At 72.7% G+C, this 21020-nt stretch carries 21 protein-coding genes; 8 read left to right on the top strand and 13 right to left on the bottom strand.

Annotation, left to right across the window (positions count from 1 at the left end):
* Positions 1 to 106 precede the first annotated feature (106 nt).
* Entirely contained in the window at positions 107 to 685 is a 579-nt protein-coding gene (locus ACR68M_RS33010; RefSeq protein ID WP_441247824.1) for a hypothetical protein, read from the top strand.
* A gap of 21 nt (positions 686 to 706) precedes the next feature.
* Here ACR68M_RS33010 and ACR68M_RS33005 read toward each other — a convergent pair whose 3' ends face one another.
* The 4 genes from ACR68M_RS33005 to ACR68M_RS32990 form a co-directional block, all read right to left on the bottom strand.
* On the bottom strand, positions 707 to 1234 hold the full coding sequence (locus tag ACR68M_RS33005; RefSeq protein ID WP_441247823.1) for a GNAT family N-acetyltransferase: 528 nt from the start codon (positions 1232 to 1234) through the stop codon (positions 707 to 709).
* A gap of 202 nt (positions 1235 to 1436) precedes the next feature.
* Entirely contained in the window at positions 1437 to 4106 is a 2670-nt protein-coding gene (locus ACR68M_RS33000) for a hypothetical protein (protein WP_441247822.1), read from the bottom strand.
* A gap of 40 nt (positions 4107 to 4146) precedes the next feature.
* Positions 4147 to 5607, bottom strand: a complete 1461-nt coding sequence (locus tag ACR68M_RS32995) for a hypothetical protein (RefSeq protein ID WP_441247821.1) — start codon at positions 5605 to 5607, stop codon at positions 4147 to 4149.
* 67 nt (positions 5608 to 5674) lie between these two features.
* The gene (locus ACR68M_RS32990; RefSeq protein ID WP_441247820.1) at positions 5675 to 6211 is read right to left on the bottom strand and encodes a GNAT family N-acetyltransferase; all 537 of its coding nucleotides are present in this window, start codon (positions 6209 to 6211) and stop codon (positions 5675 to 5677) included.
* Positions 6212 to 6418: 207 nt separating this feature from the next.
* On the opposite strand from ACR68M_RS32990, the gene ACR68M_RS32985 reads away from it, so the two are divergent.
* Positions 6419 to 7264: a lysozyme gene (locus tag ACR68M_RS32985; protein WP_441247819.1), complete on the top strand. Its 846-nt coding sequence runs from the start codon at positions 6419 to 6421 to the stop codon at positions 7262 to 7264.
* 61 nt (positions 7265 to 7325) lie between these two features.
* Complete coding sequence (locus ACR68M_RS32980) at positions 7326 to 8414, top strand: hypothetical protein (RefSeq protein ID WP_441247818.1); 1089 nt, start codon at positions 7326 to 7328, stop codon at positions 8412 to 8414.
* 17 nt (positions 8415 to 8431) lie between these two features.
* Here ACR68M_RS32980 and ACR68M_RS32975 read toward each other — a convergent pair whose 3' ends face one another.
* From ACR68M_RS32975 to ACR68M_RS32965, 3 genes are all read right to left on the bottom strand, one after another.
* Positions 8432 to 9079, bottom strand: coding sequence for a DedA family protein (locus tag ACR68M_RS32975; RefSeq protein WP_441247817.1), 648 nt, complete (start codon positions 9077 to 9079; stop codon positions 8432 to 8434).
* Positions 9080 to 9176: 97 nt separating this feature from the next.
* Positions 9177 to 10004: a class I SAM-dependent methyltransferase gene (locus tag ACR68M_RS32970; protein WP_441247816.1), complete on the bottom strand. Its 828-nt coding sequence runs from the start codon at positions 10002 to 10004 to the stop codon at positions 9177 to 9179.
* Between the two features lie 63 nt (positions 10005 to 10067).
* Positions 10068 to 10853: a spermidine synthase gene (locus ACR68M_RS32965; RefSeq protein WP_441251783.1), complete on the bottom strand. Its 786-nt coding sequence runs from the start codon at positions 10851 to 10853 to the stop codon at positions 10068 to 10070.
* A gap of 350 nt (positions 10854 to 11203) precedes the next feature.
* Here ACR68M_RS32965 and ACR68M_RS32960 point away from each other — a divergent pair, with 350 nt between their 5' ends.
* Positions 11204 to 12163, top strand: coding sequence for an alpha/beta hydrolase (locus ACR68M_RS32960; protein WP_441247815.1), 960 nt, complete (start codon positions 11204 to 11206; stop codon positions 12161 to 12163).
* Here ACR68M_RS32960 and ACR68M_RS32955 read toward each other — a convergent pair.
* A complete protein-coding gene (locus ACR68M_RS32955) occupies positions 12139 to 13362 on the bottom strand; it encodes an acyltransferase family protein (RefSeq protein ID WP_441247814.1) in 1224 nt (407 codons plus the stop codon). The genes ACR68M_RS32960 and ACR68M_RS32955 overlap by 25 nt on opposite strands.
* 78 nt (positions 13363 to 13440) lie before the next feature.
* Here ACR68M_RS32955 and ACR68M_RS32950 point away from each other — a divergent pair, with 78 nt between their 5' ends.
* Complete coding sequence (locus ACR68M_RS32950; RefSeq protein WP_441247813.1) at positions 13441 to 14145, top strand: tetratricopeptide repeat protein; 705 nt, start codon at positions 13441 to 13443, stop codon at positions 14143 to 14145.
* Between the two features lie 60 nt (positions 14146 to 14205).
* Here the strand turns inward: ACR68M_RS32950 and ACR68M_RS32945 are convergent, their stop codons facing one another.
* On the bottom strand, positions 14206 to 14574 hold the full coding sequence (locus ACR68M_RS32945) for a hypothetical protein (RefSeq protein ID WP_441247812.1): 369 nt from the start codon (positions 14572 to 14574) through the stop codon (positions 14206 to 14208).
* A 141-nt stretch (positions 14575 to 14715) separates the two neighbouring features.
* Entirely contained in the window at positions 14716 to 14928 is a 213-nt protein-coding gene (locus ACR68M_RS32940; RefSeq protein WP_441247811.1) for a hypothetical protein, read from the bottom strand.
* Positions 14929 to 15048: 120 nt separating this feature from the next.
* Between ACR68M_RS32940 and ACR68M_RS32935 the strand changes: the two genes are divergently transcribed.
* Positions 15049 to 15591: a hypothetical protein gene (locus ACR68M_RS32935; protein ID WP_441247810.1), complete on the top strand. Its 543-nt coding sequence runs from the start codon at positions 15049 to 15051 to the stop codon at positions 15589 to 15591.
* 97 nt (positions 15592 to 15688) lie between these two features.
* Here ACR68M_RS32935 and ACR68M_RS32930 read toward each other — a convergent pair whose 3' ends face one another.
* The 3 genes from ACR68M_RS32930 to ACR68M_RS32920 are packed head-to-tail and all read right to left on the bottom strand — an operon-like array spanning position 15689 to position 18411.
* Positions 15689 to 16915, bottom strand: coding sequence for an RCC1 domain-containing protein (locus tag ACR68M_RS32930; protein ID WP_441247809.1), 1227 nt, complete (start codon positions 16913 to 16915; stop codon positions 15689 to 15691).
* 60 nt (positions 16916 to 16975) lie between these two features.
* Positions 16976 to 18220, bottom strand: coding sequence for an RCC1 domain-containing protein (locus ACR68M_RS32925; RefSeq protein ID WP_441247808.1), 1245 nt, complete (start codon positions 18218 to 18220; stop codon positions 16976 to 16978).
* 8 nt (positions 18221 to 18228) lie between these two features.
* A complete protein-coding gene (locus ACR68M_RS32920) occupies positions 18229 to 18411 on the bottom strand; it encodes a hypothetical protein (protein ID WP_441247807.1) in 183 nt (60 codons plus the stop codon).
* Between the two features lie 281 nt (positions 18412 to 18692).
* Here ACR68M_RS32920 and ACR68M_RS32915 point away from each other — a divergent pair, with 281 nt between their 5' ends.
* Together ACR68M_RS32915 and ACR68M_RS32910 are read left to right on the top strand one after the other, a co-directional pair.
* Positions 18693 to 19580 carry a hypothetical protein gene (locus ACR68M_RS32915; protein ID WP_441247806.1) on the top strand — a complete coding sequence of 296 codons (888 nt, stop codon included), beginning with the start codon at positions 18693 to 18695 and terminating at the stop codon, positions 19578 to 19580.
* Complete coding sequence (locus ACR68M_RS32910) at positions 19580 to 20935, top strand: hypothetical protein (protein ID WP_441247805.1); 1356 nt, start codon at positions 19580 to 19582, stop codon at positions 20933 to 20935. Before ACR68M_RS32915 ends, ACR68M_RS32910 begins: the two co-directional genes overlap by 1 nt.
* Positions 20936 to 21020 lie beyond the last annotated feature (85 nt).

The following is a 21020-nucleotide window of genomic DNA, read 5'->3' as shown; positions in this document are numbered from 1 at the left end:
CCGCACCCCACGACGGCCGTGCGGAGGCGTTCCGCACCCGGGCGGTGGCTCGTTGAGCACCGGGGCCCGCCGCACTCGCGGGCCCGGAGTGCGCGGGAGGACGAGCGTGGACGAGCAGTGGCAGGCGCCGTGGCAGTACGGCTGGGAGCAGCAGGCGCCGCCCCCGACCCCCTGGGAGCCGCCGGTCACGCCGCTGCCGTCGCCGCGTGCGCGGCGGCGCCGCCGCTGGGCCTGGGCGGCGACGGCGATCGGCGGGGCGGTGGTGCTGGGCGGGTTGTTGGCCACCTGCGGGGCCTCCGAGGGTGACCCGGCCGCGCCCGTGGCCGCGCCGTCCTCGGCCGGCCCGACAGCGTCGCCGTCGCCGTCACCCTCGGTGTCGCTCTCGATGTCGGCCTCGGCCACGCCCTCGCCCGGCCTGTCGTACGACCCGTCAGCCGTGGCCGCCGCACCGGCGGACAGCCCGGCCCCGCGTCAGAGCAGCCGCAGCGGCGGCTCCGGGAGCCGCAGCCCCCGGCCACACGCAGCGCCCTCGCACCGGGGCGAGAGCGGCACGGCGGCTCCGCAGCCGGGTGGCCCGAGCGAGCTGGTGCCGTCGATCAAGGTCTGTTCGGAGGCGGAGCGGCTCGGGCAGTTCGCGCCGGGCTCGGAGCAGGCCAAGCTCTGCCACAGCCTGTACGGCGGCTGATCGTGGCAGCCGCCCCGGGTGTCAGGCCCGCTCGTCGGCGAGGAGGCCGAGCACGACCTCGTCGACGAACGCACCGTTGACCCAGGCGGCGCGCCGCAGGGTGCCCTCCAGGGTGAAGCCGGCCCGGCGGGCGGCGGCGATCATCGGGGCGTTGTCGGTGAGCGTCTCCAACTGGAGGCGGTGCAGGCCCCGGGTGGTGAAGCCGTAGTCGCAGAGCGCCCGGACGACCTCCGTCCCGAGACCTCGGCCACGGAAGGCCGGGCGCAGCGAGATGCCCAGGTGCGCGAGGCGGTTGTGGGTGTCGATACCCCAGAGCAGGGCCTCGCCGACCAGCTCGCCGGTCGCCAGCTCGACCACGGAGAAGCAGGCGGCCTCGTCGGACGGGCCGCTGACGACGTAGGGCGAGTCCGAGGAATCGGGCGAGATCGGCCGCCAGGGTCGGGAGTCGGCAGCCGATCGCGTCACCACGTCGTCGTACAGCTCTGCTTGAAGGATCGGGACATCGTCCGTGTGCCGGGCCCGTAGCCCGATCGTCTGACTTTTGATCACGCGGCATTGGTATCGGAGCCGGTCTCCCCCGGGCAACCGAATTAGACCGACCGGCAATTGGGGGGTGGGTGAAGGAGCGGGGTGAGGGCCGAGTCTGGGCGGTGCCGACGAGGGAGTGGCAGCGGAGCTGCGGCGACTGAGGAGAAGCCGTCCAGGGGAGAGCCATCGGCACGCGACGCCGCCCCCCAATTGCCGGTCGGTCTCAGCCCTCCGGCGGCATCGGGGTGACGAGGCCGAGCTCCCCGAGCAGTTCAGCGATCAGCGGGTAGGGGTCGCGGAGGGTGCCCTGAGCGATCAGCCGCTGCTGGCGGAGGCTGCCGGAGCGGGCGAGGGAGCCGGGGGTGGCGATCGTCGGTCGGTAGTGCCGCCAGGTGACGGGCTTGGCCTTGGCGGGGTAAGTGATCTCGACCAGCTCGGGCCTGCGCCAGAGCAGCAGTGCCCAGGCTCCGTCCGGTCCGATCGCCCAGGCGCCGGCCGTCGGTTCGGCACCTCCCCGGGTGGACCGCAGTTGGCCGACGGCCCTGAGCGCGGACGGGCCGAGGCCCGCCCCTCGTGCCTCGACCGAGAGCAGCCGGGGCCCGTACCGCCTGGCGGTCCATCCCTCCTCCTCGAGCTGCTCGACGGCGTCGGCCGCGGCGTCGTCCTGCACCAGCCGCTCGCTCAGCTCGAGGACGTGGCCGGGCTCGCAGGCCGGGCCGAATGCTGCGTGCAGCTCGGGCGAGCCGTACCCGGCTATCCGTTCGGGGGTGGCGGCGGCCAGCAGGTGTTCGACCGCCTTGGCCGTCCGCGCCTGGGAGAGTCGGTCGGCCTCGTCGGTGCCTTCGGCCGCCGTGACGGCCAGCGCCAGCGCGGCGAGGCTTCCGGCCGACTCCTCCAGCTCGGCGGGGAAGTCGGTCTCGCCGAGGGCGGCGGTGAGGCTGTGCAGGTCGCGCAGCCAGCTGCGGTCGTCGAACCGCCAGACCCGACGCGCGACCATGTCGAGCAGCATCCTGGTCCGCAGCAGCTGGGATTCGGGCGGCAGGCCCTCCATCCGCAGCAGCTTCGCCGCATGCGCCCGTGCGTGCTTGCGCCAGGCTGCCCGCCGCACGGCGTCGTCCAACGCCGGTTCGGGTTCGGGCTCCTCCACGGCGGCGGCCTCGTCGACGGACTCGGCACTGTCACCGTCCAGGCCGGTGCTCTCCTCGTCCTCACCGAAGGACTCGAACCAGGGCCGCTCCTCCGCTCCCCCACCGGTGTCCGGCCGGGGCGCCTGCTCATGCTCCTGTTCGTGTTCCTGCGGCTCGGCCGGTTGCCCGAGTGCGTAGCGTCCCATCGGCAGGCCGAAGCGCTGGTACACCTCCTTTTCGACGCGACGCCCGCCCGCCGGGCCTCCCGCTCCGGTAGCGGCTGGGGTGACGGCTGGAGAGCCTTCGCCCAGGGACCGGAGGAAGTCCGCCAGCAGGCCCTGGTCGGCGAACAGGTCGGTGGGGGTGACAGCCCGCCTGGCCCGGGTCTGTGCCGCTGGTCGGTCCGTCACGGCCGTCAGGTCGGTCACCGGCACCGGCCCACCCGCGCCCCGGCCGGTGTCGGCGAGCCGGACCCGGTCACCACCGCCGAGCTGCCGGGCGAACGCCGCGGTGGCCTCGCCCGCCGGGACGGTGCCGAGCGGCTCCCACCGCTCCGGCGGCCACGCGTACTCCGAGCACTCCACCGCCAGGTCCTGCCCGGCCGCCCGCGCGAGCCAGACCCGGACCCCACCCCCGGCAGCGGGCAACGCGGTCGCGCCGAGCAGCATCGGCGGCGTCGGGCCGTCGGTCGGGGTGTCGGCGGAGCGGCGCGGCGGGGTGAGGTGCAGGATCGCCGACGGGTCGACCGGCGTGCCTTCGGGGGCGAGTGAGTGATCGATCGGGGCGATGACGCCGATCTCGCAGTTGCCTCCGCCGCCGACCCGGCGCAGCAGTGCGGCGGCCGAGAGGTTGGGGCTGCCGGTGAGCGCCCAGCGGCGGCCGCCGACGGACCATTCGACGAGCTTGCCGTGCCGGTAGCGCTCACTCGCGGGCTCCTGGCGCAGTTCGGCGTCGGGCAGTTCGGCCAGCAGGGCGGCCACGGCGGGGCCGTCGAGTTCGGTGTGCTCCGGCTGGTGGCAGACCGTCAGTCGGCCTGGCCGCAGCCTGCGGACGAGGGCGGCGAGGGCGGTGGCGCCGGGGTCGTGGAAGGGCGCGGAGACGAGGAGTTCGTCCACGGGCCCGTCCGGGAGCTGCTCGATCAGCGGCTGGTGGAGCGAGGAGACGAAGCGGGCCTCGGGTTCGGTGGCGGGGGCGGCAGCCACCCGGTGGTCGAGCAGGTCGGCGGTGCGGTGGAGCGCCTTCGCCACGTCCGGTACGAGGCCGACGGCGCTGTCGGGCAGGGCGCGCAGCCACCGGGCCAGCTCACCGAAGAGTGCGGGGGTGCCGTCGGCGTCCGAGCGCAGCACCGTCCAGAGCTCGTGGTTGGCCTGCCAGCCGGCCAGGGTGGCGTTGCCGGAGCCGATCGCCACGGTGGCGCGCTCGGGCCCGGCCAGTACGAAGAGCTTGGGGTGGAAGGCCCGGTCCAGGGCGGCCAGCCCGGTGAGGTAGGTCCGCCCCGGGCCGCGTACCGAGCGGGGGTCGAAGACGACCATGCCCGCGTCGCCGACGAGCGTCACCCGGGCGCCGGCCGCCCGCGCCGGGCCGACGGCGTAGCGCTCCAGGAAGCCGAGATCGGCCGTGTAGCTGAGCAGCAGCAGTTCCTGGGCCTGCCGGTCACCGTGGCTCTCCTCCTGGTGGACGAGCTCCAGCGGCGAGGCGATCGTCTCGGACAGGTGGTCGGGCACGTGGTCGGTCACGGTGTTCCCCTCGGGCGGATGGTCGGTCACGGTGTTCCCCTCAGGCGTGCGGACGGTGACGGCACCGCCCTCAGGCGCTCGGTCGGCCACAGAGCTCCCTGCCGAGGTCGGTGGGCTTCCAGCCCGTCTCGCCGTACGCGAGGACGCCGCAGCCGGCCAGCACCCCGGCCAGGTTGTCGAGCCGCAGGGCGACGTCACCCGAGCCCTCGGACCCGCCCTTGGTGAAGAGGTAGGAGTCGCGCTGCTGGAGTCGGGAGGGCAGGCGTACGGTGCCGTCCTTGCGCCGCTCGGACTTGGCGAGCGCGACGTCGTGGGCGCGGCGCAGCAGCACGGCGGCGAGTTCGCGGGCGAAGTCGCGCAGCGGGCGGGCGTGGTGGTCGTCGAGGCGGTCGGCGAGCCAGCGCGGGTGCAGGCGCTCGTGCTCGCCGTGGCCGGGGCCGTTGAAGGCGGCGGCGACCGGGCCGGTGAGCTCGCGGGCGCGGACGGCGCCGAGGGCCAGTGTCCGGAAGGCGCGGGCGGGTGGCGGTTCCTCGCTGCCGCGCCGCCGGAGCTCCGGTTCGACGGCGCTGGGGGTGCCGTCGGGCTCGGTGGTCCGGGGCAGTTCGGCGACGTAGTGGCCGACGGTGGTGTCGTCGAGCGCCTCGGCGAAGCGGTCGGCCCAGTCGTCGGCGTGGATGCCCTCCCGGGCCTGTTCGACCAGCCAGGACCAGAGCCGCCGCCAGGCGCCCACCGAGTAGTTCCGCAGCGCCAGGCCGCGCCATTCGGCGCTCGGCCCGTTGCCGGCCGACAGCGCGGGGCTGAAGGCGAGGGCCTGCCAGACGTCCCGCTCGACGTGGTGGACGGTGTGCCGGTCGAGGACGTTGAGCAGCAGCCGGACGGTCTCCCGGCGCTCCTGGGCCGCGCCCGGCCCGCACAGCAGCCCGGCCAACCACTTGCCGTCGGGCTGCGCGGCGCCCCGGCAGACGCACAGCTGGTCGGCGGCGGCAGCAGCGTCCTCGATGCGCAACTCCGGTTGCCGGGCCAGCTCCAGTACGGGCCCGAGGCCGGCCCGGACGGCGGCCCGGTCGTAGTGGGGGCCGGGGGCGGGTAGCCGCGCGCCGCGCCCGACGATGCCGAGTTCGCGCTCGGAGGCCTGGTACGGCCCCCAGAAGCCCCGGTTGTCGACGGCGTAGTCCTCGGCGGCGGCGCGGAGGTCCAGGCTGGGCCCGGCCAACCGGCCGGCGAGCTTCTGTTCGCCGTGCGCGAGCGAGAGCCTGGCCAGGGTGTGCGGGCGGTGCTGGTGCGAGGCGGCGGCGAGCACGACCTCGCTGCGCCGCAGCAGGGCGCGTCCGTCGGCGGCGTCGAGCCCGAGGCGGTCGATCTCGTCCGCGACCAGCCCGTGCAGGGCGTAGTAGCGGGCGTGCGGCGTCACCGTCGTCACGCCGGGCACCAGCTCGCCGACCCGTCGCATCGCGTACCGCTCGACGGCGAGCGGGAAGCGGCTCGTCCCCAGCCTGAGCCCGCTCGCCGACCAGCCCGGTCCTGTCCTCACGCCGCCCCCGTTCTCCGTGCTTCCGGTCTTCGGCCGCCCCCGCGGCCTGGCGTCAGAGCGCCTTGGTTCAGAGCGCCTTGGTGAGCTTCTCGAAGTAGAGGTCGGCCTGGCGCGGCACGCCGAAGCGCTCCTCGCCGTAGGGGAACGGCGAGCGGACGCCGGTGCGGCGGTAGCCCCGGCGGACGTACCAGGCGATCAGGTCCTCGCGCTGGCCGATGACGGTCATCTCGACCTCGGCGGCGCTCCACCGCTCGCGGGCGACCAGCTCGGCGTGGGCGAGCACGGCCCGGCCGAGGCCGCCGCCCTGGCGCTCGGGGCGGACGGAGAACATGCCGAAGTACGCCGCCGTGCCGCGCCGCTCCAGCAGGCAGCAGGCGAGCAGTTCGCCCGCCGCCTCGGCGAGCAGGACGAGGGTGTCGGGCCGGGTGAGGGACTCGGCGACGGCCTCGGCGTCCGTCCGCTGCCCGTCCAGCAGGTCGGCCTCGGTGGTCCAGCCGACCCGGCTGGCGTCGCCCCGGTAGGCGGACTCGACCAGGGCGACGAGCGCGGGGACGTCCGCCTCGGCAGCCGGGCGGAAGGTCAGCTCAGGGGTCTCTGACACCATGCGGGTTCGCTCCAGTTCTCTCCGGCCGGTCAACACCTGAATCGTGCCACAGGCCGATCCCCGCCCGCCGCTATGGTGCTGTCCCACACTCCTGGGGCCCGACTGATGTGGAGTCAACACCGTGGCGGCGCTGTCGGGTTCATGACTAGCCTCCTCCGTACACGGCTCCGCCGACCGGCGGCAGCCGTACCGGATCAAGGAGCGCACATGCCAGGCACCGCACCGTCGTTCCACCTCGGATCTCTGCACACCGTCCGCCGGGCCGCCCTGGCCCTCGCCGCGAGCGCCCTGCTGCTCGGCGGCGCCGCCGTCCCCGCCTCAGCCTCAGCCGCTCCGAAGGCGTTCCACCCCGAGCGGGACTTCGCCGGTTCCACCGTCGCCGCCCACGAGGGCAGACACGGCACCCCCGCCCTCCAGCCGCTCGTCGCGCAGACCCTCGGTAACGACGTGTCCAGCTGGCAGGGCAGCGTGAACTGGAGCAGCGCCGCCGCCAACGGCGCCAGGTTCGCCTACGTCAAGGCGACCGAGGGCACCGGCTACACCAACCCGTCGTTCGGCCAGCAGTACAACGGGTCCTACAACGCGGGTCTGATCCGGGGGGCGTACCACTTCGCCCTCCCGGACAACTCCAGCGGTGCCACCCAGGCCAACTACTTCGTCAACCACGGCGGCGGCTGGTCCGCCGACGGCAAGACCCTGCCGCCCGCCCTCGACATCGAGTACAACCCGTACGGCGCGACCTGCTACGGGCTCAGCCAGAGCTCGATGGTCAGCTGGATCCGCGACTTCAGCAACACCGTGCACAGCCGCACCGGCCGGTACCCCGTCATCTACACCACCACCAACTGGTGGAGCAGCTGCACGGGCAACAACGGCAGCTTCGGCGGCACCAACCCGCTCTGGATAGCCCGCTACTCGAGCAGCGTCGGCACCCTCCCGGCGGGCTGGAGCTACCAGACCATCTGGCAGTACGCCGACTCGGGCACCCTGCCCGGCGACCAGAACCTCTTCAACGGCGCGTACGACCGCGTCCAGGCCCTCGCCAAGGGCTGACCCGCCCGACCCGGCGGCCCGTCCACACCGGTGGGCGGGCCGTCGGGCCACAATGGGCGCCATGAAGTGGATCTACACCCTGGCCGGCGCCCTGCTGCTGATCGTCACCATCGGCAGCATCCTGCGGACGCTGGTCGTTCCGCGCGGCCTCTACTCCGCGCTGGTCGCCCGGCTCTGGCGCATCCTGCGGTCGGTGCTGCGGCACCTCGCGCCCGCCTCCGGCGGCTACCACGCGCAGGACAGGGCGCAGACCTGGCTCGCGCCGCTGATCCTGGTCGGCATGCTCGGCACCTGGCTGGCCGCCATGCTCGCCGCCTACACGCTGCTGCTGCGCGGCACCTCCGACCTCGGCTGGGCGATCGCCTTCCGGGAGGCCGGGTCCAGCCTCTTCACCCTGGGCTTCGCCTCCGGCGACCGGCTGCACCTCTCGGCCCTGGACTTCCTGGCCGCCGCCACCGGCCCGCTGATCACCGCGCTGCTGATCGCCTACCTGCCGACCCTCTACGGCGCCTACAACCGCCGCGAGGTGGAGGTGACACTGCTGCAGACCCGCGCCGGGGAGCCCGCCTGGGGGCCCGAACTGCTCGCGAGGCAGTCCCTCGTCGACACCACGACCGCGCTGCCGCAGCTCTACCGGGACTGGGAGCGGCTGGCCGCCGACATCGGCGAGGGGCACTCCAACTACCCGGTGCTGCTCTCCTTCCGCTCACCCCGGCCGAACCGCAGCTGGGTGGTCGGCCTGCTCGCGGTGCTGGACGCGGCCGCCATCCAGCTCGCCGTCAGCCCGCGCACCGCGCCGCCCGAGGCCCGCCTGGTGCTGCGGGCCGGCTTCACCGCCCTGCGGGACATCGCCCGCACCCTGAAGCTCGACTTCGACACCGACCCCGAGCCGGACAGCCCGATCCGCCTGACCTTCGAGGAGTTCGACGCCGCCGTGGCGATGGTCTCCGCGAGCGGTTTCATCATCGAGCGCCCGATCGCCGAGGCCTGGCGGCACTTCCGGGGCTGGCGGGTCAACTACGAGGCGCTCGCGTACGAGATCGCCCGCCGCACCGACGCCGTCCCCGCGCTCTGGACCGGCCCCCGCGACTTCCCCGCCACGCCCATCCCCCCGAGCCGCCCCGCCGACCGCCGGCCGAAGACCGGCTGACCCGGGCCTTACCGGCCTCAGCTGCTGGAGACCTTCTCCCCGGCGACCTCGGGGTGCTGCTCGGCATGCTTGGCCGCGCGCCGCTTCATGATCCAGGCGGAGCCCGCGCCACCGAGGGCGGCGAGGATCAGGCCGATCCAGGAGAAGCTCTTCAGCCACTGCTCGGCGACCTTGCCGACCTGGTAGACCAGCAGCGTGGTGCCACCGGCCCAGCAGACGCCGCCGAGCACGTTGGCGATCAGGAACTTCCAGTACGGCATCCGCAGCGCACCCGCGAGCGGGCCCGCGAAGATCCGCAGCAGGGCGATGAACCGGCCGAAGAAGACAGCCCACATGCCCCACTTCTGGAACGACCGCTCGGCGCCCGCCAGGTGGTCCGGCCCGAAGTGCTTGGGGAACTTCCGCCCGAGCTTCTCGAAGAGCGGCTTACCGCCCTTGCGGCCGATCGAGTAGCCGATCGAGTCGCCGATGATCGCCCCGGCGATCGCGCAGAGCGCGACCGTCCACGGGTTCACGGCACCGGTGGTGGCGGCCATCACGGCGGCGGTGACCAGGGCGATCTCACCGGGCAGCGGGATGCCGAGGCTCTCCACACCGATGATCAGCCCGACCAGCACGTAGACCAGGGCCGGGGGGACGCTCTCGATCCAGACGTCGATGTGCAAGGCCGGTAACCTCCGGGGCAGTAGGGAAGGCGGGCGGCAACCACCCTCAGGGCAGCCTAACCCGCCCCCGTAACGGCCCGTGCCCGCCGGAGGTTCCTCAGACCAGCCGGGGTGCGGCGAACCTCACGGCCACCACCGAGGGCCGCCGGGGCAGGCGCGCGAAGTACGGAAGGATCGCCTTCACCAGCCCCCGCCCGCCGACCGGCGCGACATCGCGGACCTCGGCGATGCCGGGGTGGGCGGTGGCGAGCTTCGGCTGCTCGGCTCCGTTCATGCCGAAGTGCATCGCGGGGACCTGGTAGCCGCGACTGTGCAGCTTGCCCGCGGCGGCCTTGCGGGCCAGCCAGCGCGGCACGGTGTCGAAGACCAGCGAGCCGCCCGGGAAGTGCTCGGCGCAGGCGGCGAGCAGGTCACGGACCTCCCCCGGCCGCAGGTACATGAGCAGCCCCTGCGCGGTGATGAGCACGCCCTGCGCGGGGTCGACCTCGTCCATCCAGCGCGGGTCGGTGGCCGAACAGGCGAACAGGCGCTGGCGCGGACCGGTGGGCAGCAGCCGCTCCCGCACCGCGACGGACTCCGGCAGGTCGACGGTCAGCCAGCGCACCCGGCCGTTGTCGACCCGCCAGAACTGGGTCTCCAGCCCCTCGCCGAGCGCGACCACCTGCCCGCGCGGGCAGCGCGCGAGGAAGTCCTCGACCTCCCGGTCGAAGCACCCGGAGCGCAGCGCCTGGAACTGCCCCTGCGCGCCGTCGCCCGGCCCGAACCGCTCCGCGAACGGGTAGTCGATCCGCTCCACCAGCTCGACGGCCATCGGGTCGGGCAGCAGGGTGTCGGGGCGGCTCGCCTCCGCCGCCCGGTGGTACAGCGTCCACAGCGCGGTCTCGGGGACGTCGTCGAGCTGGACAGGTACCTTCTCGTTGCTCACCACCGCATTCTGACACCCCACCAGCCGCACGGCCCGCAACCGCACCAGGCGGCACCAGTCTGCTCAGCCGAGGCTGAACGCACCGGCGGGCGGCGGCGGCGAGTCCTCGGCGGAGGCGTCCAGCACCGGCGCGACCCCGCGCACCAGGGCGGCGAGCTCGTCCGGGTCGCAGAGCCGGGCCGGGAAGGGATCGGCGGCGAGGCGGCGGCTGAGCTGCTCGACCGGCAGCGGCCGGTCCGAGCCGATCAACAGGACGTTCCCGTACCGGCGGCCCCGCAGCACCGAGGGCTCCGCCGCGAGGCAGACCTCGGGGAAGACCGCGCGCAGCGTCGCCGCCTGGGCCTTGGCGAAGGCCAGCGGCGGGCCGTCGGCGATGTTGGCGGCGTAGCAGCCGCCGGGCCGCAGAGCGGCGGCCGCCAGGCGCAGGAACTCGACGGAGGTGAGGTGCGCCGGGGTGCGCGAGCCGTGGAAGACGTCCGCGACCAGCACGTCCACCGAGCCGGGCGCGGCCTCGGCGAGCGCCGCCCGCGCGTCGCCGACGCCGACCTCGATGCCCTCGGGCCAGGGCAGCTGTTCGGCGATCAGCTCGGTCAGCGGCCCGTCGATCTCGACCACCCGCTGCCGCGAGCCGGGCCGGGTCGCGGCGAGGTAGCGCGGCACGGAGAGCGCGCCGCCGCCCAGGTGCAGCGCCTCCAGCGGCTGCCCCTCCGGCGCGAGGGTGTCGAGCAGGTGGGCGATCCGCCGGGTGTACTCGAACTCCAGGTACGTGGGGTCGGCGAGGTCGACGTACGACTGCGGCGTCCCGTCGAGGGTGAGCAGCCAGCCGTGGTCGTTGTCGAGATCGGGCATCAGCTTCGCCGTGCCGAGCGCCACCCCCCGCTCCACCGGCCGCCGCTCCTCGGCGCTCACCGGGCGGCCGGGCGGCGTGGCGGGCAGGGGGCGGCGGCAGGGGTTCTGGGCATGGCAGCAGCTTAGACGGGCGGCGGCGGTGCCCCGGATGGAGCTCCGTCAGGACGGTACGTCGTCGAAGCGCGGGGTGAGCCTGCCGAACATCGACCTATCGACTCCCCCGAGCCCCCAGGGTCGTTCGCGACAAGGCTACTGACCGGTATGGTCGGAGGCCCTGAGGCCGTGCAGCCTGTCACTGCAGGTCACGGCAGGTCTGAGAGCTCCGAGAGCAGAGAGTGGGAACGCCGGGCATGGAGTACCGCGAAGACATCCTGGGTGCGCCGTACGAGGCGGCCGAACTGCCGCTGGCCGCCGACGAGGAGGGCGCTGTCAGCGCGACGCTGGTCCGGCGGCCGGTGCCCGGAGCGCGGCAGGCGGTGCTCTACCTGCACGGGTACACCGACTACTTCTTCCAGACCAACCTGGCCGACCACTTCACCGCCGCCGGGTTCTCGTTCTACGCGCTCGACCTCCGCAAGTACGGCCGCTCGCTGCGCCCGCACCAGTCACCGAACTTCGTCCGCGACCTCGCGACCTACGACGAGGAGATCGACGAGGCCGTCCGGATCATCCGCGAGGTGGACGGCCACACCCGGCTGTTGGTCAACGGGCACTCCACCGGCGGTCTGGTCGCGGCGCTCTGGGCCTCCCGGCGGGCCGGGCGCGGCCTGGTCGACGGGCTGTTCCTCAACAGCCCGTTCCTCTCCATGCCGACCAGCCCCGCCCTACGGACCCTGGGCGCACCCGCCGTCCAGGCCCTCGGCCGCCTCGCCGCCACCCGCAAGCTCCCGGCGCCGCTCAACCCGCACTACGTGCACAGCCTCCACCGCGCCCACAAGGGCTCCTGGGACTTCGACCTGGTCCTCAAGCCCGCCGAGGGCTTCCCCCTGTACGCCGGCTGGCTCGCCGCCATCCAGCGGGGCCACCGTCAGGTCCGGCACGGCCTGCGGGTGGACTGCCCGGTCCTGCTTATGGCCTCCACCGCGAGCACCACCACCGACAAGTGGACCCCCGCGCTGCACCACACCGACGCCATCCTGCGAGCCGACGACATCGCCGCCCTGGCCCCGCGCCTCGGCCCGCACGTCACCACCGTCCGGATCGAGGGCGGCATGCACGACCTCGTACTCTCCGGAGAACAGGCCCGCACCCAGCTCTTCACCGAACTGGACCGCTGGCTGGCCGCCTACTTCCCCCCGCCGGCCGCCTGAGCGAGCCGCACCCCGGCGAGCCGCACCCCCGGCCGCAGCAGCGGGTACGGGTCGAGGTCCTTGAGGCGCATCGCGGGCCGCTCCACCACGTGCCAGGAGAGCGCCGCCGCCACACCCGTACCGATCACCGCCAGCGCCAGGTAGACCGGCAGGCCCCACCGTGTCCACCCGGCCACGGCGAGGGCCTGCTGCACCACGAAGCCGTAGATGTAGACGCCGTAGGAGTAGTCGTGCGTGCGGCCGATCCGACGCAGCGGCGCGGGCAGGCGGATCGCCAGCCAGACCAGCAGGTAGGCGAGCGCCGGGAGCCCGACCACGTAGAAGTAGCCGAAGTGCAGGCCGCAGACCAGGACGGCGGCGGAGAGTGCCGCCAGTGCGCCGTCGACCGGCACGCTGTCCCGGTAGATCTCGATGGTGGCGCCGAGGGCGAAGGCGAAGCCGAGGTAGAGCACCCAAGCCACCGCGAAGCTGCCCGTCAGCGGGCGTTCCTGGGTGCCCTGCAGCGCCGTCGAGTAGACCCCTGACCCGTAGCGGTGGGGCAGCGCGTCGGTGATCACCAGCCAGCCGAGCGCCACGGTGACCACGGCGACCGCACGCCGGGCCCGAGTCAGCACACCCGTCGCGCCGAGCAGGGCGACGGCGAAGTAGCAGAGCACCTCGAACCGCAGCGACCAGAGGGAGCCGTCGAAGCTGCCGTTGTGCGCCCGGTGGGCGCGCCCGGCGTCGGCCATCACCCCGGAGACGTCCCACTGGCTCATGTCCAGTGCCCAGTCGGCGCGCAGGTAGGCCACCGGCCCGGCCGGGTGATGCCAGAATCCGGCGGTGGTGCCGTGCCGGGCCAGATACAGCCCCGGCGCGACCACGAAGGCGGTGACCAGGAGGCAGACCCAGAACCCGGGGAGCAGCCGCAGCGCTCGGTGCCACAGGAAGCGGCCCAGCCCGAGCCGGGCACCGCTGCGGGTCACCAGCACCCCGGACAGGACGAAGAACCCGTACACCGCGATCGTGCCGATCGCGGTCTGACCGTGGCTGAACCCGAGCCCGACGTCCTTGGTGCCGTACCCGAGCACGGTGGAGTGCGAGACCATCACGGCGGCGGCCATCCCCAGCCGCAGCGCCCCGAGGCTGTTGTCCCGCCCCGAGAGCAGGCTCCCGACCGTGCCGCCGACACCCCGCGCCCCACCCCGCACACCTCGCATGCCGGGCACAACGACCCATCCGGCCCACGGGAAACGGCCACCGCCCGACGATCCCCCAGGGCCCTCCGCCGTCCACGAGTGGGCCCTGTACATGTCCCACCTGAGCACGGGTCCGGCGCGGATCTCGTCGTCACCTCTCAGCGCCGAGGCGATCGCCGCCCTGCTCGGCTGGGCACCCTGTATACGCAGACCGCTCGACCCGAGCAGGCGCTCCGGCACCTGCGGGGCGCGCTGGACATTCGGCGGCGGGTCGGCGACGGCCGGGCCGAGGCGCTCACCCTGACCAGCATCGGAGCGACGCTCGGCACCTTCGGCGACTCCAAGGGAGCGGTCGAGTCGCAAACGCTGGCTGCGGAGGCGGCCCGACGGGTGGGCGACCAGTACGTGGAGGGCACCGCGCTCAGCAAACTGGGCGAGGAGCTGAGGAGGCCGGGCCGTCTCGACGAGGCGGCCGACCGCCAGCACCAGGCGTTGGCGATCTTCCGGACGATCGGGGACCGCAACGGAGAGGCGCACGGCCTGGACATGCTCGGCGAGGTGGCCCGGAACCAGGGTCGCCACCACGAGGCGCTTGAGCTGTACGACCGGTCGCTCACCCTGCGCCAGGAGCTGGGCGACCGGCACGGCCAGGGTCTTGTACAGAACAATGTCGGCCTGACCTGGTCAGCACTGGGCGACGCTGAGCGGGCGACGAAGCACTGGCACCAGGCGCTGGACATCTTCGAACAGCTCGGTGCACCCGAGGCCGCCCAGGTACGCAGGCACCTCGGCGCTCCGGCCTGACCCGGCGGCAGAGACGGGCCGGGTCAGGCCGGAGCGCCAGGCAGGCCGTGGAGCCCTCGGTCAGCTGGCGGGTGAGGTGTAGGGCTGCACAGTGACGCAGTGATTGCCGAGGCTGGCCTCGGTCGCGCAGACCGTGACGGAGCCACCGCCGGGGCGGCTCTTCGTGATCTGCTGGCCGGGCCAGATGAGGAACGAGGGGTTGGACGGCACAGTGACCCGGAAGTCGGTCGAGGCGCCACCGTACTGGATCCAGACCGTGATGGAGGTGTGGCCGTCGATGTGGGGGTAGTACGTGGCGCTGGCGCAGACCTGGTAGCTCCCGCCGCTGCTGCAGGGGCTAGACGCGTGGGCCGGGGCCGCGATGGCGATAGCGCTGGCGGCCATCGCAGTGGCCAGCAGGGACGCCCGTACCGCTCGTGCTGTGCGCAAGTGACTCTCCTGGGTACCGAAGCCTCCGAGGAGGCGGCCGATCCGTTCGGCTGATCGCCACTCTGGCAGCGGCGGCTTTCAGCGGGCTTTCACCCGCCATTCACCGCCGACAGCCCCAAAAAGGGAAATTGAATTTCGAATTCAGGGCACCCTGATGAGTTCGGGCGCGAAAGCGGATAATCGGGGCGGTGTCGGCGCAGCGGCCAGGGCCTCGGCGATGAACGGGCCGGCACCGCGCACGTCGGCGGCCTTGCCCCTGCGCAGCCTCACCGCCGCGACAACCGGCCGGGCGATCGGTGTCGACACAGTGGCCAGGATCGGGTGCAGCGTGCGCTGACCCTTGAGCCGGCCCACCTCGGCGCCCTGCGTCTGTCGTGACCGCGCTCCGTTCTTCGCGAGGGCGCCAGCCTCGGGGCGCCCTTCGCCGCCTACCCGCCCTGGGACCCAGCGCAGAACCTCGGCCTCTACACCGACATGGTCACCGGCGAGTGGCGCACGCACTTCAGCGCGTTCTCCATGGGCGAGTCCACCACCCGCACCACCCTCGGCAACCCCAACACCACACCCGACTCGACCATCGCCGCACTGCACTTCTCCACCGGCATCACCCGCGAGTTCCCCAGCCCCCTGCTCGACCGCCTGATCCCCCTGATCGTCATCACCCTGCTGGTCTTCGCCTCCCTGTTCGTCGTCACCATCGACTCCGACCGCCGCTCCCTGGCCGGCTTCTCCACCTGGACGGTCATCGGCCTCTGCGGCGCCATGATGCTCGTCGTCGCCGTCCAGCACAGCTCACTGCGCTCCACCACCGGCTCCACCGGCGTGGTCTACGCCGAGTACTTCTACTTCATCCTCTACCTGGTCATCGCCCTGGTCGCCTTCAACGTCGTCGAGCACACCTCCACCAAGCGGTTCCGGCTCCTCGACTGGAACGGCAACATGGCCGCCCGACTCCGCTACTGGCTCGTCGTCACCACGCTTCTGCTTGCCACCACCGGCGTCGTCTTCCTGCGCTGACCCCTACCGACCCCGGCACCCCGCCACGACGGAGCCCCTGCTCCGGCCTTCTCGGGCCGGAACAGGGGCTCCGTACTGTCCGTACCGCCGGTCGAGGTCAGTTGGCGAGGCTGAAGTCTCCGCCGACAGGGGCGGCGATCTTGTCGACGCCGGTCAGCGCGGTGAGGCTGGTGACCGGCGTGGAGCTGTCGGTGGTGGTGCCGTTGGCGAGCTGGCCGGAGCCGTTGGCGCCCCAGGAGCGGACGGTGTTGTCGCCGAGCAGGGCGAGGGTGTGCTCGCGACCGCCGGCCACCAACTGGACGCCCTTGATGCCAGGGACGGTGACGGGGGTGATGCGGTAGTCGGTGGTGCCGTCACCGATCTGGCCCGAGGTGTTCTGGCCCCAGGACTTGAGCTTGTTGTCGCTGTCGGTCACGGCCATGCTGTGGTTGCAGCCGGCCGCGATCTGGGAGACCCCACCGAGCCAGATGCCCTGGGTGTCGACCGGGGCGTAGCGGTTGATCGTGCTGTTGTCGCCCAGCTGGCCGGTGGCGTTGTAGCCCCAGGACTTCAGCGAGTTTCCGCTGGTGGGCTTGGTGCCCCCGCTCGGCGGGCCGACCAGGGCGAGGTTGTGGTTGCACCCGGCCGCGATCCGGGTGACCCCGGTCAGATTGGTGACCGGGGAGGGGACGTTCCGGCTGGCCGAAGTGCCGTCGCCCAGCTGGCCGTTGATGTTGTAGCCCCAAGCCCAGACCGTGCCGTCCTCGCGGAGCGCGATGCTGTGGTTGAGCCCGGCGGCGATCGCGATCACCTTGTTGAGGCCCTCGACCCGGACGGGCACGCTGCTGTCCATGTTGGTGCCGTTGCCGAGCTGGCCGTAGTTGTTCTTGCCCCAGGAGACAACGGTCTGGTCGTCCAGCAGGGCCAGGCTGTGCGCGCCGCCAGCCGCGATGTCGGCGGCGTTGGAGAGGTTGACGACCTGTCCGGGCGCGTTGTGGCCGAACACCGAGCCGTCGCCGAGCTGACCGGACCCGTTGGCACCCCAGGACTGCACCGTACGGTCCGTCAGCAGCGCCAGCCCGTGGCCGTTGGTGGGCCCGCCGCCACCGGCGGCGATCTTCACCACCTCGGCGCTGGTCAGCCCGAGCACGGTGGTGGCCGTCGTGCGGAAGTCGGTCCAGGTGCCGTCGCCGAGCTGGCCCGAGCGATTGTTGCCCCAGGACTTGAGCCGCTTCTCCTGCGCATGTGCGGTGCCGACCGGCACGGCGGCCAGGCCGAAGGCGGTCAGCGCGGCCACGGCGGTGGCGAGCACCGGGCGCAGGCGCGCGGTACGGGAGTTCGTCATGTGGTGCCTTCCTGCGGGAGGGTTGGAGGGTCAGCGCGCCAGGATTCGGCGCGCGGGGCTTCAGCGGGCAAGGCTGAAGTTGCCGTTGGAAGGCGCCGCGACCGTGGAGACGTTGCCGGACTTGGCAAGCACCTGGACCGGGTTGTTGCGCTGGAGGAGGGTGCCGTCGCCGAGCTGGCCCTTGTCGTTCAGGCCCCAGGCCTGGACGGTGCCGTCGGCCAGCACGGCCAGGTTGTGCGAGGCACCGGAGGCGATGCCGACCACACCGGTCAGACCCGGCAGCGGCACGCTTGTGGTGCGCTGGGTGACGGTGCCGTCGCCGACCTGTCCCTTGTCGTTGGCACCCCAGCCGCGCACGGTGCGGTCCTGGAGGAGGGCGATGGTGTGTCCGGCACCCGCCGAGAGCTCGGTGACGTTCTTCAGCTCCTGGACCAGCACCGGGTAGGGCTTGTTGGCCGTGGTGTCGTCGCCCAGCTGGCCCTTGTCGTTGAGACCCCAGGACATCACGGTGCCGTCCGCGAGGATCGCGAGGGCGTGCGAGGCTCCGGCGGCGATGCCCTTGACGGTGGTCAGCTCGGGGATCGCCATGGCGGTGGTGCGGGTGGCCGGGGTCGCGGCGGGCACGGCAGCGGTCGAGCTGGCCGGCTTCGCGGTGACGCCGAGCTGGCCCTTGTCGTTGTTGCCCCAGGTCTTCACCGTGCCGTCCTTCAGCAGGGCCATGCTGAAGGCATCACCGGCCGCGATCGCCTTGACGTCGTCCAGCCCGGCCACCGTCACCGGCAGCGAGGTGGCGGCCGCATTGGTGGTGCCGTCGCCGAGCTGCCCCTTGTCGTTGGCACCCCAGGCCTTGACCGTGCCGTCCTTCAGCAGGGCCAGCGCGTGCGCGCCACCCGCCGCGATCGCGTCCACCGCGCCCAGACCGGCCACCAGGCTCGGTACGGCGAAGTCGTCGGTGGCGCTGCTGGTGCCGTTGCCGAGCTGGCCCTTGTCGTTGCGGCCCCACGCCTCGACGGTGCCGTTGGCGAGCAGGGCCAGCGCGAAGCCGGTCGTCCCGCTGCCTCCGGCGACGACCGTGTTGAGCTCGGCCCCCGACAGGCCGACCACGGAGACCGGGGTCTGCCGCTGGGTCTTGGTGCCGTCGCCTAGCTGGCCGTTGGTGTTCAGGCCCCAGGCGCGTACCCGCAGGTCGTACGCGGAGGCGACGGAGGTGGGCAGTGCGACGGAGCCGAGCAGGGCCAGGCTCGCCACCAGGGCGGGGGCGGCAGCGGCGGGCAGGCGACGGAGCTTGCGGTGCAGCAGGTGCATCTCTGTCCTCAGGTAGGGGGTGTCCAGCGGCGGACGGGCTCACCGTGGGCGTAGCCCGGGTGCAGTGGCGCGGAGTGGTGGGGTGTGGTGATGACGGCCGGTCGGTGCTGGGCCGAGGCGGGCTGGGCGGTGCCCAGTGCGGTCAGGGCCGCGAGGAGCAGCCCGGAACAGGGGCGGAAGAGCGGTGGCATGGCGTCCCTCGGGACCGGGCCGCACGACGCCGGCCGCGCGGCCGCAGCTGGAAATGAAAGTCGGTTCGAACGGATTCATGCCCTACGACCAGAACGACTGTGCGTTTTCGAACGGCTTTCCACACCGTTGGCCCACCTTGATCGTTCACCTTCGCCCCATTGGACTGCCAGCGGTTGCAGATAGTGACCAGGGTCCGAAGCATGGGCGAATGAGGTGACTTCCACTCAGCTCACAAGTTCACAAGTTCCGCAGTTCTGAGCCGACTTCAGCAGGAGAGACCGTGCTGCGAGCACAGCGAGCCAGACTTCTCGTCGTAACCCTCAGTTGCACCATCGCCCTGACGGCCCCGACGTCGGCGGGGGCCGAGGACACCGATCCGGTGGTCGTGGCGAACGGGACGTTCTCCTCCCCCACGGTGTCCAACGGCAAGTCATTCGAACAAGGGATCGACAACTGGACCGGCGGTGGGCGTGCCACGGCCACCCGCGCCGCCCACCCCCAGGGCTTGCAGGCGGCCGGGCTCGGCTGGAACGGTGCGATCAGCACCCGGCTGCGGGGCGTGCGGTCAGGCGCCACCGTCACGCTCAGCTGGGACGACAACCCGGACGGCTGCGTGGCCGAGGGCAGCGCCAAACGGCAGTACACCGTGACCGTCGCGGGCGCGGCCAACCAGCCGGGCCTGCTCGCCACCAACACCCCCACCGGGAAGACGAACTGGTTCATCGGCCGGAGCTACTCGTTCACCGCTGCGGAGGACTCCCCGCAGCTCACCTTCACGGCAGGCTCCGGCGAGAACATCTCCGGCTGCCCCGTACTGATCACCAATGTCTCGGCCAGGCAGACCGCCCCACCGCCGAAACAGAACGACCCCTGCGCGGGCGAGTCCGCGAGCAGCCCGGCCTGCAAGGACGTCGCCGCCGACAAGGAGAAGATCGACAAGTGCCCACCCACCGACCGGGACTGCCTGGCCGGCGTGGCGGGTGACGGCAAGGCGGAGAAGGACGGCATCGCCAAGGAGACCCAGGCCGTCGACGACTTCGGCAAAGTCCCCCGCGAGCAGGACCCGAACACGGCCGCCTCCGAACTCTGCACCCTCCCCAACGCGTTGACCTCCGGGCTCAAACCCGGCGACGCCGTCGTGCCGCCGAGCGAGTGGTGGTTCTGCTGATGAAGCGCCAACTCCTGCGCCGTATCGGCTGCTCCGCCGTGACGATCGGTCTGGCTCTTGCCGCCGCGCCGCCCGCGCGGGCCGCCGACACCGTGGACGTCCAGGTGCCCAACGGCACCTTCGCCCAGCCCGTCGCGCCCGACAACGGCACCGCAGCCGGGCACACCGACTGGGCGCCGGACAACAACACCGGCGCCGTCTTCGGCAAGTCCCTCGCCCAGCACCCCCTCGGCTACCAGGCCGCCACCCTCAACTGGAACGGCGCGGCGCTCTCGCTGCGCACCCGCCTCTGGGGCGTGAAGGCCGGCTCGGCCGTCACCCTCAGCTGGGACGACAGTCCGGGCGTCTACCGCCAGTGCACCCCCGAGCAGCTCAAGGACGGCCAGACCTACAACGTCTCGCTCGTCACCACCGGCCCCGCGCCCGATCCGGTGGTCACCACCAAGGGAACCGACACCGTCGGCACCGCCAACTGGACCACCGGCCGCAGCTTCGAGTTCACCGCGACCGAGGACAACCCGATGGTCTCCTTCGACTCGCGGGAGAAGCGCGCCTCGCTCTCCTGCGGTCCGCTGATCACCAACATGACCGCCAAGCAGACACCCGCCCCGGTGGACCAGAAGGTCACCAGGGAGCAGCTGCCCGGCCCCAAGGCCTACCGGGGCAACGACCCGCTGGAGCCCGGTGTGGCGGTGGACGACTGCGAAGGGTCCGCGACCAACTGCACGTTCACCGTGGACAACCGGTACTCCTACCGGTACTACGGCCGGACCAGGGTCGTCGGCGAGGCGTACGTCAACTGCAGCCGCAACGCGGTGGTCGACGACCGGCGGATCGAGGTCACCGAGCCGCCGTACGACAACCTCACCCAGTACTACGCGCTCAAGGGCGCCCCGCTGGTCCCCAGCCGTTCCGACATCTCGCAGAGCCGCCCCAACCTGGCCGCCCAGGCAGCCGCCGGGTACGCCGCCGGCGGCGGCAACGCGGCGGCCGTCTCCACCAGCAACCCGCTCACCTGGAGCCGGACCACCACCAAGGCGCTCAACCCCACCATCCAGCCGGGCGAGGTGAGTTGGATCGAGGTGCAGCCCGCCCGCGAGCGGGTGGTCGGCAGCTTCACCAACCCCCGCAACAAGTACCGCCTCGACGCCACCTTCGACGTCCCGGCCGTCGCCCTCCCGGACCGGTACTTCCAGCGCACCGGACCGCTCACCGAGGCCGAGCTCCAGCGGTGCGGCACCGCCCGGCCCACGGCGGGCACTCCGGACAACGGCGCGAACCCGGACAAGCGGCTGCTCACCTTCGACACCCCGCCCGCCGGGGTGCAGACCAGGACGGTGCCGCTCAAACCATAGCCCGCCAACACCCTTCCAGGGCAATCTAGTTGGCCATGATCGCGGCCCCCGCCTTCGAGGCGGGGGCCGCGATCATGGCCCATCG

The sequence above is a fragment of the Kitasatospora sp. McL0602 genome, from assembly GCF_052076145.1.
In the GTDB taxonomy this organism is placed as follows: Bacteria; Actinomycetota; Actinomycetes; order Streptomycetales; family Streptomycetaceae; genus Kitasatospora.
This window is presented reverse-complemented; position numbering and strand designations above follow the sequence as displayed.